The sequence below is a fragment of the Thermomicrobium sp. 4228-Ro genome, from assembly GCF_026241205.1.
Lineage (GTDB): Bacteria > Chloroflexota > Chloroflexia > Thermomicrobiales > Thermomicrobiaceae > Thermomicrobium.
In genome coordinates this window covers 1,086,609-1,105,692 of the sequence record NZ_JAPFQM010000001.1, presented here as the reverse complement: position 1 = coordinate 1,105,692, position 19,084 = coordinate 1,086,609, and the positions used below count along the sequence as shown (strand labels likewise).

The window sequence follows — 19,084 nt, the reverse complement described above, 5'->3', positions numbered from 1 at the left end:
TCCTGTAGCCTACTCACCGCGTAGCCGGAGCGCCAACTCGTAGTACCGCGCCGCTCGGCCCGTTTCCCCTCGCCGCCGGTAGAAGGCACCCAGCGCCATCGCCGCCTGCCGGGATCCTGGCCCGCCCTCCGCGACCAGCCGCTCCAGCTGCGGCACCAGCGCCTCAGCGTCCTCTCCCCCGCGATGGACAACCCGCTGGGCCAACCGTACCGCTTCTCCGACCGCCCCGCTGGCAAGCAGCCGCTCGAACTCCACGACGATCGAGCCAACTTCCACTTCCGCACCCGCTGTCCGATCGCTCACCCCGCTGACCGCCGGTGCGCTCGGTTCCCAGTGCTCCGTCTCCCCTGCCGTCGATCCGATTCTCGCCGCTTCGACGTCTTCCGTCCCTGCCAACCGCTCCACCTGCCCGACGCCACCCTCCTCGGCTCCTCTTCCCGCGGTGAGCCATGTTCCCGCTTCCGCGCTCACCGCCTCCTCGCCTGGAGTCTCGCTCGCTCTCTCCACCACCGCGCTCACCGGAGGGCCCTCCCCGGCTTCTTCGATGACGAGCGGCTCCACTCCGCTCGCGCCGAGTTCCTCGAGGAGGCTCGTCCATCCGCGTTCCAGTTCGCTCGCCGGGCGCGCTGCCTCGATCTCCTCATCGCTCGGCAGTTCCCAGAGCGTCTCTCCCCCGGCTGGTGCCTCCTCTGCCACCTCGCTCGCAAACTCCCCAGCGTGGCTCTCGCTCTCTCCCGCCATCTCCTCGGCGAGGGTCAGCATCTCCACCCCGAGTGCTTCTTCCTCGATCGGTTGGCCACTCGGCCGAGCCGCCTCCAGCTCCTCGTCCGTCGGCAGGTCCCAGAGCAGCGCTGTCACGCCGAGCGACGCAACCGTCCAGCGTTCCTCCACCAGCACCTGTTCCGGCGCTCGCAACCAGGCTCGTTCCTCCCATCGCTCCACCGGAACGCACCGAGCGATCGACTCACCCACCGGATCGAGCGTCCAGAGGAGTTCGCGGTGTCGTCGCGCCGTCGACTCGTCTCCCCGTTCGCGGGCTGCTAATGTCGCCACGATGAGCGCGCCCACCATCTCGGGGCGCTCCGCCAACAGCCGCTCCGCCTCTGCGGCAGCTTCCTCGCGCGCACCCAGCCACCATAAGGCCAGGCACAACCGTTGGCGGAGATCCCACCGTTCGCTCGTTACCTCCAGCACCGCCCGGCATTCTTCGCCGGCGCGCGTCCACCACCCCTGGGCAACATACACCGCCGACAGCCCCGCTCGGGACAGCCACAACTGGCCATCCTGTCCGTCCTCCCGGTACCACTCGAGCAGCCGCTCGGCGAACTCCCTGCGCCAGGGCGCCGACTCCCAGGCGACCTGCAGCAACCGGCGCGCAGCGTCGCGATCACCCTGGCGTCGCCGTGTCTCCGCGAGCAAGGCCCACGCGTCGGCATCTTCCGGATCGATCTCGACCGCCCGCACCAGGACTCGCTCGGCCGTTTCGGCGTCCTCCTCCAGCAGAACCTGGCTCCACAGCCGCTGCGTGATCGCTGCTTCCGGTGCGGCCGAACGGATCGCCTCGACGATCGCTTTGGCTACGTCCAGTCGCCCCTCCCCGATCGCGCGCTGAGCTCTCTCCACAGCTTCGCCCAGCGGAATGGCACTCATCCTCGTCCCCCATGCACGGCAGCGAGCGGCATCGTACCGCCAGTATACTGGAGCGGGTTCGGCGCCTGTGTAGCCGGATCCTCCCATTTTCGGCGTCTGCGCGCTCCGGAAGGCGAGCGTCTCGATGCTGTCTGCATACCGAACCCTACCCGACCCTCTCGGCATCCGCGCTGCGACGCGCATCGTCCTCGAACGCGCTCGCTGGGTGCAGCTCGATCCAGGCGGGATCGAGCGTATACTCACTCTTCTTCCCACCCCGCTCCCCGACCTCCCGGACTGGGATCACCCACTCCACTGGCGCGGGACGCCGGAACAGACTGCGAACTATGTGCTCCTCCTCGATGCGCTGAACTTCTGCTTCTGGGGAGAACCGCGCTGGCGCATCCGCTATCGGGACCAGCTCTACGACGGCTACTGGGCCCTCGCAGCTGCCCTGCGACGCGCACTGGAACGCGGTCAACCGCTCTACGATGCCAGGTACCTCGCTCAGCTCACCGACGACCAGATCGCCGACCTGTTCGCTGGCGAGGGAACGATCCCTTTGCTCAGCTGGCGTATCGAGCATGTCCGGGAAGTCGCACAGGGTCTTCTCACAGCTTGCGACGGCCAGTTTGCGCATCTCGTGCGCAGTGCAGCCGGGAGCGCCGCCGCGTTAGTGCGTCTGGTCAGTGAGCTCTTCCCCTCCTTCCGCGATTTCGCTTCCTACGCTGGTCTCGTCGTGCCGTTCTCCAAGCGTGCGCAACTGCTCTGCACCGACCTCGCCGGCGCCTTCCAGGGTCGCGACCTCGGCTCCTTCCACGACCTCGATGCGCTCACCGCGTTCGCTGACTACAAGCTTCCCCAAGTGCTCCGCTTCTACGGTGCGCTCCGATACGCGGAACCCCTGGCACGCCGCATCGATGCACGCGAGGAGATCCCGGCTGGTTCCCCCGAGGAAGTCGAGATCCGAGCCGCGACCGTCTGCGCCGTCGACGAACTCGTCGCTCGCCTGCACGCGCAGGGCCAGGTTGCAGCTGCCTGGCAAGTCGACTGGGCTCTCTGGCAACTCGGCCAGTCGTTGCCGCCCGATGCACCGCCGTACCACCGTACCCGGACACGCTTTTACTGATGCCGTGTCCCGAACCGGGCTGCCCCGAGGAAACCGATCGGCAGTTCGGAACGCCCATCGATCGCCAGATCCGCCAGCGCCTCGCCGATCACCGGTGCGAACTTGAATCCGTGACCAGAAAAGCCGCCGGCGAAGGCAACGTGTGGCCACTCCGGATGCCGATCGACGACGAAATGCGCGTCGGGTGTCATCGTATAGAGGCAAGTGACCGGCATCAGGAGTGCCCCAGCGGCCTCCGGCAGATATCGCCCCAGCACCGCGAGCATGTGTGCGGTCTCTGCCTCGGTGATCGTCCGACGTGCCGTCTCCGCCGTGCACGCTTCGCCATCGTCGTGCCGACCGAACTTGACCCCTTGTTCCGGGAGCCACGGGAAGCCATAGTACTCGCCCTCCGGTACGTCGAGCAAGAAGATGGGCAGCTGTCCCAACTCGAACAGCTCGCGTCGCCGCGGCTCGACGTGCACGACGAGAACACGCCGCACCGTCAAGGGCAACCCCAGCGAGGCCAGCACCTCCGGCGCCCACGGTCCCGCGGCGACGACGAGACGATCGGCTCGTACTGTCCCCTCGCTCGTCTCGATCGCGACGCCGCTCCCCTCCGGCGCGAAACCGGTCACTCGTACCCCGAAGTGCAGTCGGGCACCGTGCGCCACCGCGTCCTCGATGAACGCCCGCCAGCATTCCTCGGCGAACAGGATCCCAGCCCTGCCCTCATACAGGGCAACAAAGTCGTCGGGCACCTGGAGAGCCGGGAACCGCTTCCTCGCCTCCGCAGCATCCAGGAGCTCGTGGGCGAGTCCGTGGCGGAGCGCGCTCTCGCGTGCCCCGGTGATGAACGGACTCTCCGGGCGTCCCACGCTGATGCCGCCGGTCACCCGCAAGAGCGTGCGCCCGGTTCGCTCGGCGAGCGCTTCCCAGAGCGCATACGCTCGCTGCACGAGTGGGACATACTCCGGTGATTCGAAATAGGCCTCCCGGATAATTCGCGTCTTCCCGTGCGAGGATCCACGCGTATGGAACGGTGGATACTGTTCAAGCCCTAGGACACGATGACCCCGCCGGGCCAATGCTGCAGCAGCGGCCGTGCCCATGATCCCGAGGCCAACGATCACGACTTCAGCACTCTGCATCTGCCTGTGTCCCTTCTTCCTGGTGGTTCCCTGCTCTCCCTCACGTTCACACTCCCGATTCTCGCACGTCCCACACGTGGTGGAGAGTCCATGTCCATAACGCGCTGGGGAGAATCCGTCACCGTAGTCGGGGGCGTGGATCGTGGGGAGAGTGACGAAACCGCGATCACGGGGCCCAACGTCGTGGAGCGTTCCTGTGGATACTGCCTGGTCGGAACCGACGTCCTGTGGGTAAGCAGCACGCCCGTTTGGCACTGCGCGAGCCTCCGTCCACTGCCTGTCCGCGCCAGGAGATGTCGATACCCACAGCGAGACGCAATGGATGTGGATGAGCGAGCCGGTTATCCACAGCAAGCGGAGCCATCATCCACACCAGCGCTGTCGCGCGCTCCGCTCTATGCCAGCGTGTCACCGTGTGCGAGCGAGGAAGAGCCAGTCGATATGGTATGTCGGTATCCTACGATCTCTACTCGTCCGACGTCGCCACCGGACGAGCTCGAGGGAACGGAGGGACGAGCGATGCAAGAGCCTCAGCGTGCGGCTGACTACCGGGGCCGTGTGCGACGTGTCAAGCGCTCGATGCCTGATGCCGGGGGCGTCGATGGCTGCAACAGCAACAGGTCATCCACGTTGCGACGACCGGTTCGGACGGCTGGCCCTCTGTCGTTCCCCTTGTGTTCTTTTACCCAGGTGGCGAGACGTTGTACTTCCACACCGGCGCGCAGGAAGGACATTTTCTTTCCAATATTCGCCGCGATCCCCGAGTCTGCATCGAGGCTGCCGAAATAGGGCCGCTCCATCCTGGGAAACCGTACGCCTGTAACTCGGCACTCGTCTACACCAGTGTCGTCGCCTTCGGGCGCGTGCGCATCGTCGAGGACGACGAGACGAAGACGTGGTTCTTCGACCGGCTGCTGGAGACGTACAGCGATCCCTCGCTGTTCGAACCTGGCTACCCGTACCTCGACCGCATCGTGCTCTATGACATGACGATCGAGATCCTGACCGTGAAGCACAGCGAAGGGCTGCGCCACTGATCGCTGGCCGATCCAGCCACTGACGGTCCGGTGCGGGGTGGTGGTCCTTGACGCCCCGGACGTCTCGCGGTACACTTCGACCGTTGCGAATAGGACTCATTCTCAAATTCGAAAAAGAGGTTCGGTCGTATGGTACTGTCCGCGACGACACGCAGCGAATGCGAAACGCTCCTGGAGGAGCTCACCAGCGAGGGCGAAATCGTCGGAGTGACCTACTACCCTGACCAGCACCAGCTGGTCGTGCGCTACCGGCACGATGCCGCTGCAGACCGGGTTCATGCTCGCGCCCGTGCCGTCGCAGCACGTCTCGCCGATCATTGCGCTGGACATGGCGGAAGCTGTCCACGCTGTTCCAGCACGAGTGACCCGCTCGTCGTCGGGAACGGTCTAGCTGGCGGTGAGCAGCTGCGCACGCTCGTCGTCCCCGTTCGACGACCCGAAGGATGGAGCCGCGAGGAACGGGTCCTCTGGTGGCAGCAGCACGGACTCCTCCTCACGACTGCTGCGACCGGTGTCTTCCTGCTCTCGGCCTGGTCTACCGAGCGGGCTGGATTCGGTGGTTGGCTCCCGCTCGCCCTCTATCTGGCTTCGTACCTCGCCGGCGGAGCGTACGCCAGCTACCGCGCAGTCGTAGCGCTTCTCCAAAAGACCGTCGATATCGATCTCCTGATGATCCTGGCAGCAGCCGGTGCCGCTGTCCTGGGTGCCTGGCCGGAAGGCGGCATCCTGCTATTTCTCTTCTCTCTCGGGAACGCGCTCGAACACTACGCGCTCGGCCGGACGCATCGGGCCATCCGTTCGCTGATCGCGCTGCGACCGGATACCGCACTCGCCATCCGCGACGATAACGAAGTCGTCCTCCCGGTCGAGGAACTCGTGCCCGGTGACGAAGTCATCGTTCGGCCAGGCGAACGTATCCCGATCGACGGCACGGTCGTCGCGGGAGATTCCAGTGTCGACCAGTCGGCGATCACCGGTGAGTCGCTGCCGGTGCACAAGCGACCGGGGGATCAGGTCTTCAGCGGGACACTCAATACGACCGGCCTGCTCCGAATCCGCGTCGATCGGCCGGTCGATGAGAGCACCCTGGCGCGCATCATTCGGATCGTCGAAGAAGCGCGAGAACAGAAGTCGCACGCTCAGCGGTTCGCCGAAGCGTTCCAGGGGAAATACGCGATAGGTGTGATCGTGGTTTCGCTGCTCGCGTTCGGGTTGCCGGTCGCGTTGGGCGCTGACCCTGCGACGAGTTTCTACCGGGCGATGACGCTCCTCGTCGCTGCCTCTCCCTGCGCACTCGTCATCTCGACGCCGGCCTCGATCCTCTCGGCGCTCGCCAATGCGGCCCGGAGCGGCGTGCTGTTCAAGGGAGCGTTGCAACTCGAGACGATCGGTGTGGTCGATGCCGTGGTCTTCGACAAGACCGGGACACTGACGGTCGGCAAGCCGCGGGTGACCGATGTGATACCGACACCGGGTGTCGACCCGATCGAATTGCTGCGCATCGTCGCACCGGTCGAGTATCGGTCGGAACACCCTCTCGGGCTGGCGGTCGTTGCGCACGCGGAAGCAGCGCACGCGTTCGACCGCACGCTGATCGATCGCGTGACCTCGTTAACCTCCATTCCGGGGCGAGGAGTCCGGGCTGAACTCGACGGTCTGGACGTCCTCATCGGGAACGAGGCACTACTGCACGATCATGGAGTCGCCGTCCCCGCGGATCTCCAACAGGTCGCCCAGGCACTCCGCGAGCGTGCCCGGACGGCGATCTATGCCGCGGTCGACGGGCGCGTTCTGGGAGTGCTCGGTATCGCGGATACCGTCCGACCAGTCGCGCGGGAGGTGGTCGAGCGCCTGCGCGCGCTCGGCGTCCGCCGGATCGTCATGCTGACTGGCGACAACGAGCGTGCTGCGCGAGCCATCGCCCGGGAAGTCGGTCTGGACGAGTGGCGAGCCGATCTCTTGCCAGAAGAGAAAGTCGCGGTCGTCCGCGAGTTGCAGGCGGCGGGCTTCCGGGTCGCGATGGTGGGTGACGGCGTCAACGATGCGCCGGCGCTCGCGGCTGCCGATGTGGGGGTCGCGATGGGCGCGGCAGGAACGGACGTGGCGCTGGAGACGGCCGATGTCGTCCTGATGAGCGACGATCTGACCAAGTTGCCCTACTCGATCGAGCTGTCGCGCGCTGCCCGGCGCATCATCGTGCAGAACCTGGCGATCGCTCTCGCTGTGATCGTGATTCTCGTCACCAGTATTCTCGTACGCGGCGTGCCGCTGCCGCTCGCGGTGGTCGGTCACGAGGGCAGCACGATCGTCGTCGTCCTCAACGGCTTGCGGCTTCTTGCCTTCCGTCCCAGTGCAGCGTCCTCGCGGATCGGGGATGCCGTCGCGCCGGCGTGATACGATGGGCTGCCGGGGGCGACATGGGCGATGTCTCGAAGGTGTTAGTACTGACCAATGAATACCCGCCGCACGTGTACGGCGGTGCTGGCGTGCATGTCGAGTACCTCACCCGCGAACTCGCTCGCTCCGTTTCGGTCGAAGTGCGCTGCTTCGGCGATCAGGACACCGAGCAGCCCAACCTGCGCGTCCGCGGCTACCTGGGATGGGAAGAGATCCGGCGCGGTGGAGACCGCCGCCATTGGTCGGCCCTCGATGCCTTGTCGCGGAACCTCCTGATGGTACGCGATCCGATCGATGCCGATGTCATCCACGCGCACACCTGGTACACCGACCTGGCAGCGCTCTGGGGCCGACTTCTCTGGGAGCGGCCGTATGTTTTGACCGTCCACTCGCTCGAACCGCTCCGTCCCTGGAAGGCCGAGCAGCTCGGGACCGCCTACCGGTTGAGTTCCTGGATGGAGCGGACAGCGATCGAGGCGGCCGATGCCGTGATCGCCGTATCCGGCGCGACGCGCCAGGATGTCCTCCACCTCTTCGCGATACCGCCGGAGCGCGTCCACGTCATTCACAACGGGATCGATATCGACCTCTATCGCAAGACGAGCGAGACGAGCGCTCTCGAGCGTGCTGGCGTCGACCTCGGCCGGCCGTACGTCCTCTTCGTCGGCCGGATCACGCGCCAAAAGGGGATCGTGCACCTGCTCGATGCGGTACGGATCCTCCGCCCTGACGTCCAGGTCGTCCTCCTGGCTGGGCAGCCGGATACCCCGGAACTCGCGCAGGCGGTCGAGACGCGGGTGGCTGAGCTCCGTGCTCGACGGCGCGGTATCGTCTGGATCCCGGAGATGCTGCCGCGCTCCGACGTCATCCAGTTCTACTCGCACGCGACTGTCTTCTGCTGCCCCTCGATTTACGAGCCGTTCGGCCTCATCAATCTCGAGGCGATGGCCTGCGAGTGCCCGGTCGTGGCCTCCGACGTCGGAGGGATACCGGAAGTGGTCGTCGACGGCGAGACCGGGATCCTGGTGCACGTCGAGGTCGATCCGGAACGCGGCGAGCCGGTCGATCCGGACACCTTCGCCCGCGACCTGGCAGCCGCGATCCAGCGGATCGTCGACGATCCGGAGCTCCGCGAGCGACTCGGTCGGAACGGACGTGCGCGGGTCGAACAGCACTTCAGCTGGCGTGCCGTCGCCCAGCGCACGCTCGACCTCTATCGCCGTTTGGTGTGATCCTGCCCGTTCAGTCGTCAGCGAGAGCCGGTGCAAAGGGTGCCGGTGCATCGACAGGATCCGGGAGCGAGACAACATAAGCTGTCCACACGTCCGGCACCTGCAGGATCTCGTTCAAGGCTGCTTCCGGAATCGGGTCGTCGACGTTCAGCACCATGATCGCTTCGCCGCCGCGCTCGCGCCGCCCGACCTGCATGCCCGCGATGTTCACGTCATAGCGGCCGAGGATCGTCCCGATGCGGCCGATGATGCCGGGTCGGTCGCGGTGATGCGTGATGAGCATGTGTCCGGCCAGCGGTCGCTCGAGCGAGAAGCGGTCGACTTCCATGATGCCGGCATGGCGGTGATCCCAGCGCACCATGACGTGATGCGGCGGGTCGCCATCGACCTCGAAGTTGAATTCGGGTACCGACGAGGCGCCGGTATCGAAGCGCACGTCGACGAAGAGGTGCAGTTCCTGGGCGACCAGCCGGCCATTGACGGGTGTCACGCGTCGTACCGTCCAGCGCCGGAGTGCCGCTGCGAGCGCCACTGCTGTCACATGCTCGGCGATATCCGGTGCGACCTGGCCGTGAACAGTCACGAGGAAGTGCGACGGGCGGGATGGCTGGAGCACGGCGATGAGGTGCCCGGCTGCCTCAGCCACTTGGGTGAGGCGGAGCAGTTCCGGTGCATGGAGCGAAGCAGCTGGCAGGTTGACCGCGTTCGGGACGACTTCGCCACGGAGGGCAGCCAGCGTCGTCGTGGCGATAATCTCGCCGACCGCCTGGAGGGCTTCCCGGCTCGAGCCGCCGATGTGGGGCGTGAGCACCACGTTCGGGAGGCCGAACAGCGGGCTCTCGTACGCTGGCTCTTCGGGGAACACGTCGACACCGGCTGCCGCGATCTGCCCGCTCTTCAGCGCTTCCGCGAGTGCGTACACATCGACGATCTCGCCGCGCGCGCAGTTGATGACGATCGCACCGCGCTTCATCCGGGCGATCGCCCGGGCGTCGAGCATGTGGCGGGTCTCTGGCGTCGCGGGGACGTGGAACGTGACGATATCGCTGTGCTCGAGCAGCGTCTCGTAGTCGACCGGTTCGACACCGAGCTGAGCGAAGCGTTCGCGGGTAATGTACGGGTCGTAGCCGAGCAAGCGGACCTCGAAGGCGCGGAGCCGCTGGGCAACGACTGATCCCACACGACCGAGCCCGACGATGCCCACGGTCTTGCCTTTGAGGTCGAATGGGCGGAAGCGCTTGCGTTCCCAGCGTCCGGCGTGCGTCGTTGCGTTCGCCTCGATGAGACAGCGCGAGATGGCGAGTATGAGGGCGATCGTGTGCTCACCCGCTGAGACCGCGTTGGCACCGGGTGCGTTGAGGACCATGATTCCGGCTTCCGTCGCTGCCTGGAGGTCGATATTGTCGACGCCGGTACCGGCGCGTGCGACCACGCGGAGACGCGGTGCGTGGGAGAGGAGTTCGCGGGTGACCTGCGTCTCGCTGCGGACGATCAAGGCGTCCGCGTCGCGCAGTGCTGCGTAGAGCGCTTCCTTGTCGCGGCCATCGACCTCAATCACCTCGGCCTCAGCGGCCAGCCGCTCGAGGGCACGCTGGTCGATCACGTCGCTGACCACGATGCGCCGCCGACGCGGCAGCATCCCGTCGCTGCTGGCAGTCGGGAGCGGTGCCCCAACGAGACGGAGAACCGATTGGACGGCAGCGGTCAGATCAGGCACGCGGACAACGAAGGGCGACTCGCCGGGTGGTGCGGGCTCGTTCGTCAAGAGGAAACAGGTGATACCGGCTTCGGCATAGCATGTCGCGTGCCGCAGGCTGTCCTCGATGGTATGCGTCACGCCGAGTTCACGGGCAGCCACCACCTTGTCGTCGGTGAAGACGATCCGGCACTGGGGAAAGCCGTGTCGCTGCAGCCACTCCTCCGTCGTCGCGCGCGAGCGCTCCGGTCGCGCCGTGATGATGACCACACGATCGCTCCCGAGTGCGCGCAGCACGTCGCGCAGGAGCTGCGGTGCGTTGGGGGCAGGATCGAGTAACGTCGCTGGTCCGCCGGGGCCGTAGACCCAGAGGCGGACAGCCTCGGGAACGTTGCAGCCGTGGGAATCGACGAATGCGTGATCGGGAAGTTGCATCCCGAGAGCCCGGTTGGCCGCTTGGGCCAAGGGCGCCGGATGCTCCGTCAGGACACCGTCAAGATCGAGGGCGAGCCGTATTTGCCGTTCCATGGATCCCCTCCGGTTCACGTCTGCCGGTGACAGGAAGCGAACGGATCGTCACAGCGTCTCCGTGGCGACCGGAACCGCTGCGAGTGGAACCGGAGGGACTACTGGAGCCGTGACCGCAACCCGAACCGGAACCGAAGCCCACCGCCGCGGTAAAGAAGACGACACGCTGGTCGACTCGTGAGGCGGTGTACTGGTTCATCGTTCTCGTTCCCTCCTTACGGTTCGGCATCGACTGCGGTCGCGCAATGATGCGCTCACTGTAGTATACGGGAAAACACGACGTGAGCAAGGGTCAGACGATGCTCATTCTCGCAAGCCGCTGGTCGAGGCAACGAGTCTGTCCGGTTCCCGGAACGGGAACTCCTGTGCTCGAGCGGTTGACGAATCGGTCGATCGCTGGCAGAGTACGGACATCGGGGCGCGCACCATCGATGCGGCAGGGAGGGTGCCATGCCGGATTTCGACTATCAGACCGATGTCCTGATCGTGGGGAGCGGCGGTGCAGCGCTGGTCGGTGCGCTGGTTGTCACAGAACACGGTTTCGAGCCCTTGGTCGTCGAGAAAACAGCGTACGTCGGCGGGACGACCGCCTGGTCGGGTGGGGGGCTCTGGATTCCGAACAACCCGGTGAGTCGGCGAGCTGGCTTACGCGATTCCTTCGATGAAGCGCTCCGGTATATGAACGAGGTGATCGGGGATGTCGGGCCTGCCTCCTCGCCAGAGCGCCGGCGCGCTTTCCTCGAGTACGGCCCACAAATGGTCGAGTTCCTGGAGCGGCTGGGCTTCCGCTGGCGGCCATCGCTCGGCTATCCCGATTATTATCCCGAGAAGCCGGGTAGTTCGACCTTCGGCCGGTCGATCGAGGGAGCCCTCTTCGATGGCAGACAGCTCGGTCCCTGGCTGTCCCGCCTGCATCGGTATCCCAATCTGCCGAGTGTGCCGCTTCATACGAACGAAGCGAGTCAGTTCGCCCTCGTCCTCCGAACGCCCGGCGGGGCCCTGACGGCAGCGCGTGTCCTCTGGCGACTCCTGTCCTACCGCCTGCGCGGCCGCGTGCCGCTCACGCTCGGAGCCACGCTCATCGGGCAGCTCCTCTTTCTCTGCCTCCAGCGCAGCATCCCGATCTGGCTGGAGAGCCCGTTCGTCGATCTCTTGACGGAAGACGGGGCCGTCGTCGGTGCGGTCGTCGACCATCAGGGACGGCGCGTTCGTATCCGCGCGCGGGGCGGTGTATTACTGGCGGCTGGCGGATTCGCGCACAACCGGGAGATGCGCGAGCGCTACCACCCCCACCCGATCACCACGGAATGGACGAGCGCGGCCCCGAGCGACACAGGTGATGCGATTCGTGCGGCGCAAGCCATCGGCGCAGCGGTCGCGCTCATGGACGATGCCTGGTGGGGCCCGACAGCGATCATGCCGAACGGCCGACCGCTCTTCGTCCTCTGGGAACGCTCCTTGCCCTTTGGCATCATCGTCGACTCGAGTGGCCAGCGCTTCATGAACGAGTCGGCGTCCTACGTCGATTGCGGCCATGCCCAGTACGAGCGACATCGCGAAGTTCCAGCGATCCCAGCGTGGTTGATCATCGATTCCAAGCACCGTCGTTACTACCCATTCGGTTTCGTCCCACCGCTGCTCACACCGCGATCGATGACGAGCCAGCAATTCCTCGTCCGGGAGCAGACGCTGCGCGAACTCGCGCTCCGCTGCGGTATCGATCCCAATGGTCTCGAGCGCACGGTGGAACGCTTCAACCGCATGGCGGCGGCTGGGAAGGACGAAGACTTCCATCGCGGCGACAGTGCCTATGACCGTTTTTACGGAGATCCGCGGGTGCGGCCGAATCCGAACCTCGGGCCGCTCGATCGCCCGCCGTTCTACGCCACGGCCATCTATCCAGGGGATCTGGGTACCAAAGGTGGGCTCCTCACCGACGAGTGGGCGCGCGTGCTGCGCGAGGACGGGAAACCGATCCCCGGGCTGTACGCGGCCGGGAACACAACTGCGTCGGTGATGGGCCGCACCTATCCCGGACCGGGCTCGACGATCGGGCCGGCCTGTACCTTCGCCTATATCGGTATGCTCCACGCCGTACGCCAGCTGGCCGAGTCGCTCGCCAGCAGCTGAGGCGGTCGAGTGGGTGGGAGCAGGAGGTCGCTGCTCTTTCCACGCACCCGTCGCTGTCCGACTCGCGGCGCGGCCACGAGCCCAGCGATGACTCCGGTGGGCGCTCTCTGCGCGGTGCCAGCAGCCTCCTCGCGACCTTTCGACCCCTTTATCGTTTCCCTTCCAAGGCAGCTCCGTAGCTATCGGCTCACCCTCTTGACAGCTGACTCGATGACTCCTACGCTGGGAACAGAGGCGCGAACTGAACTGGCCGCGGTGCAGTGAGGGAGGTGCGGCATGTGGAAGCCTGAGCCGAGTCTCGCTGACCTGCGGTACACCGTCGAGAAGGCTGGCTTGACGCCGGACATCCTGCTCGCGGCGTACCGGCAGATGTGTCTCATCCGGTCGTTCGAGGAGACGATCGCCGACCGGTACTACATCGGCAAGACGCCGCAATTCAACATGGCCGCCGGCCCGATCCGCGGCGAGATGCACCTCGCGGTCGGCCAGGAGGCGGTCGCGGTCGGCGTCGGAACGCACCTCCGCGATCCGGACGCTGTCGTCAGCACGCACCGGCCGCATCACCATGCGCTGGCGAAGGGCGTTCCGCCCGACAAGCTCGCCGCCGAGATCTTCGGGAAGGTCACCGGTCTCTGCCGCGGCAAAGGTGGGCACATGCACCTCTTCGATGCCGAGCATCGCTTCTCGTGCAGCGGCATCGTCGGTGCGTCCTTCCCACAGGCGGCTGGTGCGGCGTTCGCGTTCCGGCACCGCGGCGAGCCGCACGTCGCTGTCGCGTTCGCGGGTGAAGGTGCTGCCAATCACGGGACACTCGCCGAGACGCTGAACGCCGCGGTGCTCTGGCGGCTCCCGCTCGTGATCGTCATCGAGGACAATATGTACGCCGATTCGACGCCCAAGTGGCAGGCGCTCGCCCAGCCGCACCAGTTCCAGCGCGCGCTCGGCTTCAACGTCCCGTCCTATCTGGTCGACGGGATGGACCTCATCGATGTGTGGCGAGCGGCCAAAGACGCGATCGAGCGAGCTCGTGCCGGGTACGGTCCGAGCTTGATCGAGGCTGTCTGCTATCGCTACCGGGGCCACTTCGAGGGGGATGCCGAAGAGTACCGCACCCGCGAGGAGGTCGAGCGCTGGCGGCAGCTCGACCCGATCCCGCGACTCGGCGAACGACTCAAGAGGCTCGGTTGGGCCGATGACACGACGCTCGAACGACTGCGCCGCGAGGCGGAGGAAGAAGTCGCCCGGGCGATCGCTTTTGCCGAGCAGAGCCCGTTGCCGGATCCGGAAGAAGCGCTGGTGGGGGTGTTCCGATGACGCGGACGATGAAAGGGATCGCCTTCGCGATCGCCGAAGCGATCGATCAGGAGATGGCCGAGCGTTCGGACATCGTCGTGCTCGGCGAGGACGTGACCTACTGGGGTGCGGTCTTCGGCTTCACGATGGGCCTGCACGAGAAGTACGGACGCGACCGCGTGATCGATACACCGATCACTGAGCAAACATTTTTTGGGATAGCAGCCGGCGCGGCTTCGGTCGGCATGCATCCGGTGGTATCGCTCATGTTCGTCGACTTCCTCGGAGCGGGATTCGACCAGATGTACAACCACATCGCCAAGAACCACTACATGTCCGGTGGACAGTTCGCGATGCCGGTCACCATCCTCACGGCGATCGGGGGTGGCTACGGTGACGCGGCCCAGCACTCGCAGGTGCTCTACGGGCTGTTCGCACATGTTCCTGGCTTCAAGGTCGTCGTGCCGGCGACCGCCTACGATGCCAAGGGGCTCACCATCACCGCGCTGCGCGATCCCAACCCGGTCGTCATCTTCGGCCACAAGCTGCTGACTGGCCTGCCGTTCCTGCCGTTCGAGGGGCAGGAAGAGGAAGTACCGGAGGAGCGCTACACGCTCGAGTTCGGCAAAGCAGCGGTGCGTCGCGAGGGGAGCGACCTCACGATGATCGCGGCTGGTCTCATGGTGCACCGCTGCCTGCGTGCCGCCGAGGAACTGGCTCGGGACGGCGTGTCGGCCGAGGTGATCGACCTACGGACGCTCGTCCCGCTCGATACCGAAACGCTCGTCGCCTCAGCACGCAAGACCGGTCGCGTGCTGATCGTCGACGAGGACTATCAGAGCTACGGGATGACCGGCGAGGTCGCCTTCCATGTCCAGTCTGGCGCGCTCGATGCGCTGAAGGCTCCGATTCGCCGCCTGGCCGTGCCCGACGTACCGATCCCGTTCTCCGAGCCGCTCGAGCGCGCGGTGATTCCGAGCGTCGAACGGATCGTCGCCGAGGCGAAGGCGTTGCTCGGTGCCGGTGCACGGGCGTGAGGCATTCCAACGGACTGCATGACACGGGGCGCCTGCCGCAGGCGCCCCGTGCCCATGTCGATATGCTCTGCGCCGCAATCTCAACTCGCCTGTGTCGCCTCCGGTGGGCGGATGAGGAGCAAGGGTACTGTCCCTTCGCGCAGGAGCCGCTCAGCGACACTGCCGAAGACGACACGGCTCAGCCCGCTCCGTCCATGGGTCGCCATCACCACCAGGCTCGGCTCTCGCTCGCGTTCGAACGCCAGCAGCTGCTCGGGCGCGAGTCCTTCGAGGACGTGCGGCTCGACCCGGAGTCCCTCGCTGCGCAAGCGCTCGGCCAGTTCGTTGACGTACGCCGTCGCCGTCTCGACGAGCTGCTGCGCGAGCTGGTTCAGCACGTCAGCCGAAGCCGGGGCCCCGGCTGGCACGCTGAGCAGGCTGTAGATCTCGGGTGTTTCGGCCACGCGGACGAGGTGGATGGTCGCGTCGAAGCGGCGAGCCAGCTCCTTGGCATACGGGATCGCTGCCTCGGCCAGTGCCGAGCCGTCGACCGGCAGCATGATCGCGTGCACCGCCCCAGGTTCGCGCTGCGGCATCGAGGAGCGAATCAGCAAGACGGGGACGCCCGCTCCGCGTACGACCCGGTCAGCGACGCTCCCGTAGAGCCAGCGACCGAGACCGCTCCCCCCATGCGTGGTCATCGCGATCGCCGGATCGGGTAGCTCGAGCACCAGGTCGATGATTTCGGCAGCCGGGTCACCGTAGCGTACGGCGATGTCTGCCGCCATACCCAAGCGCTGCGCCGTTTGGGCTAGGTAGTCGCGCGCAGCTGCGGCAACATCGGCCGGCGCGTCGATGTCGACGACACGAACCAGATAGAGCTTGGCACCGAACCGCTCAGCCAGCGCCTTACCGTACGGCAGGGCTGCTTCGGCGAGCTCGGAGCCATCGAGTGGAACGACAACCGATGCGATCATCTCTTCCCGTCCTTTCCCTCCGCTCGGATCCACCGGCACACTGACGACAGCCCATCCCCGCGCAGAAAACAGAAAGAGAGGCGGTGCGACGTCAGCATAACATGTAGTCATTGCTCTGTCAGCGGGGGAACAGCGTGCAGCGTTCGCGCTCCGGGAGGCGGCGCGGTACGCTATCATCCGCTCGTGAGCGGTGTTCGAGGGCGCGAAGGGGGGAGTAGTGACGGCACGCATACCGGTCGAGGAGCTGCAGCGGTTCGTGACTACCGTCTTGACCCGGGCTGGCCTGCCGGAAGAGGACGCGGCGATCAGTGCGGAAATCCTCGTCGCCGCCGACGTCCGTGGCTTCGATTCCCACGGGGTCGCCCGCCTCGACTACTACGTGGGGCGGCTCGAGGCTGGCGCCATCAACGTGCGCCCGGCTATCCGAGCCGTTGCGGAAACACCAGCGACCGTCGTCTTCGATGCTGACAACGCGATCGGCTTCGTCAGCGGCTATCGGGCGATGCGGCGCTGCCTCGAGAAGGCGAAGGAAAGCGGCATTTGCCTTGCAACGGTGCGGCGCAGCAATCACTACGGGATCGCTGGCTACTATGCAACGATGGCGCTCGACGAGCCGGGCATGATCGGCGTCTCGATGACGAACGCGACCCCGCTCGTCGTCCCACCCTTCGCCCGCGATGCCTACCTGAGCACTGCCCCGATCGCCTTCGCGATACCAGCTGGGAAGGAGCGGCCGCTCGTCTTCGATGGCGCGACCAGTACGGTCGCCTGGGGCAAGATCGAGATCGCGCGCCGCAAGCGCGAGCCGATCCCGCTCGGTTGGGCACTCGATGCCGAGGGGAGGCCGACGACCGATCCGTTCGCCGCCCGCTACCTCACACCGCTCGGTGCCTTTCCCGAACTCCGGAGTCACAAGGGGTATGCGCTGGCCCTCCTCGTCGAAACGCTGTGCGGCCAGCTGGCTGGTGGTGTCTGGGCCAAGTACGTCGGCGGCTCGCGGTCGCAGACGCTCGGACCGTCCGGGACTGGCCATGCGTTCCTGGCGATCCGCATCGACGTCTTCCGACCGCTCGAGGAGTTCCTCGCCGATATGGACGATATGCTCGGGGACCTCCGCCGTGCTCGCCCGGCCGAGGGGGCCGAGCGCGTGCTCGTGCCTGGTGACCTCGAGTACGAAACGGAGCAAGAGCGGCGTGCCAATGGCATTCCGGTGCATCCGGCGGTGCTCGAGAAGCTCCGCGAGATCGCTGAGCGATACGAGGTGCCGTTCCCTGCCTGAACGCTCGTCACGGGAAGCCTACGCTCCGGCGGAGACGTTATGGGTATCGTGGGGTATTCCTGTTGCCTCGGAAGGTCAGGTATCGCCCGATCGCGGATGCGGGCAGGAGCGCGAAGACGGCAGCACCGAACGCGGTGAACCCGAGCAGCACGAGCAGGAGACCGTAGTCGATGACTCGCCACCCCAGGTACGGCTCGCCCGCTGAGTACGTTGCCCACTCCGCAGAGAGCCACGGGAGGAGGCGAATCGCGAACCAGGTCGCCACGATCGCGAGGAGCCACGCCGTCACTGCCTCCGCACGAAGTGCGCGCCGGGTCGCCTGCTCACCGCCAGTGCTGGCGACCTCAGCGACGAGCGTGTCCGGATCGGTCAAGCGACCGATGACGTACAGTTCGCTGCCGAGCGGGAGCACCTCCTCGGAGACGGAGATCCGGAGCGGCTTGTAACCGAACTCGTTCAGCCTTCGGATCCTTTCGGCTTGCCGCTCTTCCGCTTCCCGGTACCGAGCGAGCACCCATTCCGGTGCTTCGTGGAACGCCCATTCGGCCTCACGCTCTGGCCAGTAGCACTGGGCATTTGTGACGTCGACCCGGATGCGTCCTGTGCCGTCGTCGAGCAGGATGCTGTCCAGGTACGCGTCCTCGCTCTCGATGCGCTCGTACTTGTACGGTTGGTTCGACAGGAGGTCGCGTCGCCGCCACAACGCCTTCACCTGCAGCCGGTACCCGGCAGCCTCGATGCCGCTCAGCGGCGCACGCTGCGGTGCGTCGCTGGTCGCCCGTCCGGTAAGCTCGACGCTCCGGTTCACCGGACTGGCTCGAGCGCCCGCCACCGTCTCCGCCCGGAGCCGTCTCCACTTCGTCGCGCGGAGCCATTGTCGAAAACCGAACACGAGCCCCACGATCGCAATCGTGGCGAGTGCACCCTCGATCGCCGCGCTGAGGGCAGCATCGAAGAACCGGTCGCAGGCTCCGACGCACCGGCTGGCGAGGACGACCAGGAACGCTGCGTCTTCCATCGCTCGTTCTCCCTGCGTGTCGAAGAGCAAACGACAACCTTCCAGCCTCGCTGCGTACCTGCGTTGGGCATCGTCCTCACCAGCGGTCGGTCTCCCAACATTCCGGACACTGGTACGAGACGTACCGTGCCCAGGCGAGAACCTCCTGGACAGGCGGGAATCCGTGCGCGATGCCGACTGGCCACGCCTGCCAGATCGTCCCCGTGTCGTCAGTGACGACCACTGCTGCTTCGGGCGATCCAACCGGGCTGAGGAATCCGAACCGGCGATGAACGGTGTCGCCTTCAGCGAGCACGATCGGAAAGTGCGGCGAACCGTCTCGCCAGTCCACGACGAGCGTGTGTTCCAGCGGGACCACCGCGAGCACTTCCATCCGGTCGGCGCGGAAATCCGCGAGGTGTCGGTCGAGTTCCGAGAGATACGCCCGGCAGCCCGCGCACGGCCAGGCGTGGGTGAAGACGAGCACGAGCCCCGACCGGAGGTAATACCGGCGCGTCGCAATGTGTTGCCCTTCGATCGTCTGCCCGTCGAAGTCGGGAAGCTGTTGACCCGGTCCGATCGGCATCGCCTCGCTCCCGGCATGGCCTCATTGC

At 66.2% G+C, this 19,084-nt stretch carries 14 protein-coding genes; 8 read left to right on the top strand and 6 right to left on the bottom strand.

Annotated elements, in window-relative coordinates; genetic code table 11:
• Nucleotides 1-9: 9 nt before the first annotated feature.
• On the bottom strand, nucleotides 10-1,650 hold the full coding sequence (locus tag OO015_RS05345; protein WP_265940197.1) for a tetratricopeptide repeat protein: 1,641 nt from the start codon (nucleotides 1,648-1,650) through the stop codon (nucleotides 10-12).
• 124 nt (nucleotides 1,651-1,774) lie between these two features.
• Between OO015_RS05345 and OO015_RS05340 the strand changes: the two genes are divergently transcribed.
• A complete protein-coding gene (locus OO015_RS05340; RefSeq protein WP_265940196.1) occupies nucleotides 1,775-2,758 on the top strand; it encodes a queuosine 5'-phosphate N-glycosylase/hydrolase in 984 nt (327 codons plus the stop codon).
• On the opposite strand, the gene solA is transcribed toward OO015_RS05340, so the two are convergent.
• Nucleotides 2,752-3,888 carry an N-methyl-L-tryptophan oxidase gene (solA, locus tag OO015_RS05335; RefSeq protein ID WP_265940195.1) on the bottom strand — a complete coding sequence of 379 codons (1,137 nt, stop codon included), beginning with the start codon at nucleotides 3,886-3,888 and terminating at the stop codon, nucleotides 2,752-2,754. The genes OO015_RS05340 and solA overlap by 7 nt on opposite strands.
• Before the next feature lie 605 nt (nucleotides 3,889-4,493).
• Here solA and OO015_RS05330 point away from each other — a divergent pair.
• From OO015_RS05330 to glgA, 3 genes are all read left to right on the top strand, one after another.
• On the top strand, nucleotides 4,494-4,925 hold the full coding sequence (locus OO015_RS05330; RefSeq protein WP_265941018.1) for a pyridoxamine 5'-phosphate oxidase family protein: 432 nt from the start codon (nucleotides 4,494-4,496) through the stop codon (nucleotides 4,923-4,925).
• Nucleotides 4,926-5,054: 129 nt separating this feature from the next.
• Nucleotides 5,055-7,319, top strand: coding sequence for a heavy metal translocating P-type ATPase (locus OO015_RS05325; RefSeq protein ID WP_265940194.1), 2,265 nt, complete (start codon nucleotides 5,055-5,057; stop codon nucleotides 7,317-7,319).
• 23 nt (nucleotides 7,320-7,342) lie between these two features.
• On the top strand, nucleotides 7,343-8,554 hold the full coding sequence (gene glgA / locus OO015_RS05320; RefSeq protein WP_265940193.1) for a glycogen synthase: 1,212 nt from the start codon (nucleotides 7,343-7,345) through the stop codon (nucleotides 8,552-8,554).
• Between the two features lie 10 nt (nucleotides 8,555-8,564).
• On the opposite strand, the gene serA is transcribed toward glgA, so the two are convergent.
• On the bottom strand, nucleotides 8,565-10,778 hold the full coding sequence (gene serA / locus OO015_RS05315; protein WP_265940192.1) for a phosphoglycerate dehydrogenase: 2,214 nt from the start codon (nucleotides 10,776-10,778) through the stop codon (nucleotides 8,565-8,567).
• A 450-nt stretch (nucleotides 10,779-11,228) separates the two neighbouring features.
• Here serA and OO015_RS05310 point away from each other — a divergent pair, with 450 nt between their 5' ends.
• From OO015_RS05310 to OO015_RS05300, 3 genes are all read left to right on the top strand, one after another.
• Complete coding sequence (locus OO015_RS05310; RefSeq protein ID WP_265940191.1) at nucleotides 11,229-12,908, top strand: FAD-binding protein; 1,680 nt, start codon at nucleotides 11,229-11,231, stop codon at nucleotides 12,906-12,908.
• A gap of 276 nt (nucleotides 12,909-13,184) precedes the next feature.
• Nucleotides 13,185-14,222, top strand: a complete 1,038-nt coding sequence (locus OO015_RS05305) for a thiamine pyrophosphate-dependent dehydrogenase E1 component subunit alpha (protein ID WP_265940190.1) — start codon at nucleotides 13,185-13,187, stop codon at nucleotides 14,220-14,222.
• Nucleotides 14,219-15,238 carry an alpha-ketoacid dehydrogenase subunit beta gene (locus tag OO015_RS05300; RefSeq protein WP_265940189.1) on the top strand — a complete coding sequence of 340 codons (1,020 nt, stop codon included), beginning with the start codon at nucleotides 14,219-14,221 and terminating at the stop codon, nucleotides 15,236-15,238. Before OO015_RS05305 ends, OO015_RS05300 begins: the two co-directional genes overlap by 4 nt.
• An 80-nt stretch (nucleotides 15,239-15,318) precedes the next feature.
• On the opposite strand, the gene OO015_RS05295 is transcribed toward OO015_RS05300, so the two are convergent.
• Nucleotides 15,319-16,194 (bottom strand): universal stress protein, encoded by an 876-nt coding sequence (locus OO015_RS05295; RefSeq protein WP_265940188.1) that lies wholly within the window; start codon nucleotides 16,192-16,194, stop codon nucleotides 15,319-15,321.
• 217 nt (nucleotides 16,195-16,411) lie between these two features.
• Here OO015_RS05295 and OO015_RS05290 point away from each other — a divergent pair, with 217 nt between their 5' ends.
• Nucleotides 16,412-17,473 carry an Ldh family oxidoreductase gene (locus OO015_RS05290; protein WP_265940187.1) on the top strand — a complete coding sequence of 354 codons (1,062 nt, stop codon included), beginning with the start codon at nucleotides 16,412-16,414 and terminating at the stop codon, nucleotides 17,471-17,473.
• Nucleotides 17,474-17,510: 37 nt separating this feature from the next.
• On the opposite strand, the gene OO015_RS05285 is transcribed toward OO015_RS05290, so the two are convergent.
• Nucleotides 17,511-18,491, bottom strand: coding sequence for a hypothetical protein (locus tag OO015_RS05285; protein WP_265940186.1), 981 nt, complete (start codon nucleotides 18,489-18,491; stop codon nucleotides 17,511-17,513).
• A gap of 76 nt (nucleotides 18,492-18,567) precedes the next feature.
• The gene (locus tag OO015_RS05280; protein WP_265940185.1) at nucleotides 18,568-19,056 is read right to left on the bottom strand and encodes a redoxin domain-containing protein; all 489 of its coding nucleotides are present in this window, start codon (nucleotides 19,054-19,056) and stop codon (nucleotides 18,568-18,570) included.
• Nucleotides 19,057-19,084 lie beyond the last annotated feature (28 nt).